This window comes from Peribacillus sp. P4_B1, assembly GCF_056402395.1.
This window is the reverse complement of the sequence record NZ_JBFUHM010000166.1, coordinates 1-640: the sequence shown is the minus strand read 5'-3', so window position 1 is coordinate 640 and position 640 is coordinate 1. Positions and strand designations below refer to the sequence as shown.

The 640-nt window shown below is 40.6% G+C and carries 1 pseudogene; it reads left to right on the top strand.

Annotation, left to right across the window (positions count from 1 at the left end):
• Positions 1-640: pseudogene (locus tag AC1DVK_RS27090) on the top strand (transposase); the annotation flags it as partial.

The following is a 640-nucleotide window of genomic DNA, read 5'->3' as shown; positions in this document are numbered from 1 at the left end:
ATGTGAAAGATGAACGAACAAAACAGTTTGCCTATTCATTCCACGCGGCCGCAGACCGCAACGGTTTTGTATTGGGAACGATTGTAACACCTGGAAATATACATGACAGTCAGATCTTAGAGCCACTAGTTGAACAAGTGATTGAGAAAGTTGGAAAACCGGAAGCCGTTGCCGCAGATGCAGCTTATAAAACACCAGCGATTACAAGCTACCTATTTAACAAAGAAATCATACCRGCTTTACCTTWTACACGTCCTCGCACCAAAGAAGGATTTTTCCGCAAACAGGACTATGTATACGATGAACATTTTGATTGTTACCTTTGTCCTTCGGGAGAGCTATTAAAGTACTCAACAACCAATAAAGAGGGATAAATCACCCAAACACACTTGTGCGACATGCTCATTTTTATCTCAGTGTACAGAAAGCAAAGACCATCAAAAAGTGGTGATACGGCATATTTGGCAAACACATGTGGAAGAAGCAGATCATCTGCGTCATCATCAAGATGTAAAAACTATATATGCGAAACGTAAAGAAACGATTGAGCGTGTATTCGCAGATGCAAAAGAAAAGCATGGTATGCGTTGGACAACTTTAAGGGGACTTAAAAAATTGTCGATGCAGGCGATGCTTATTT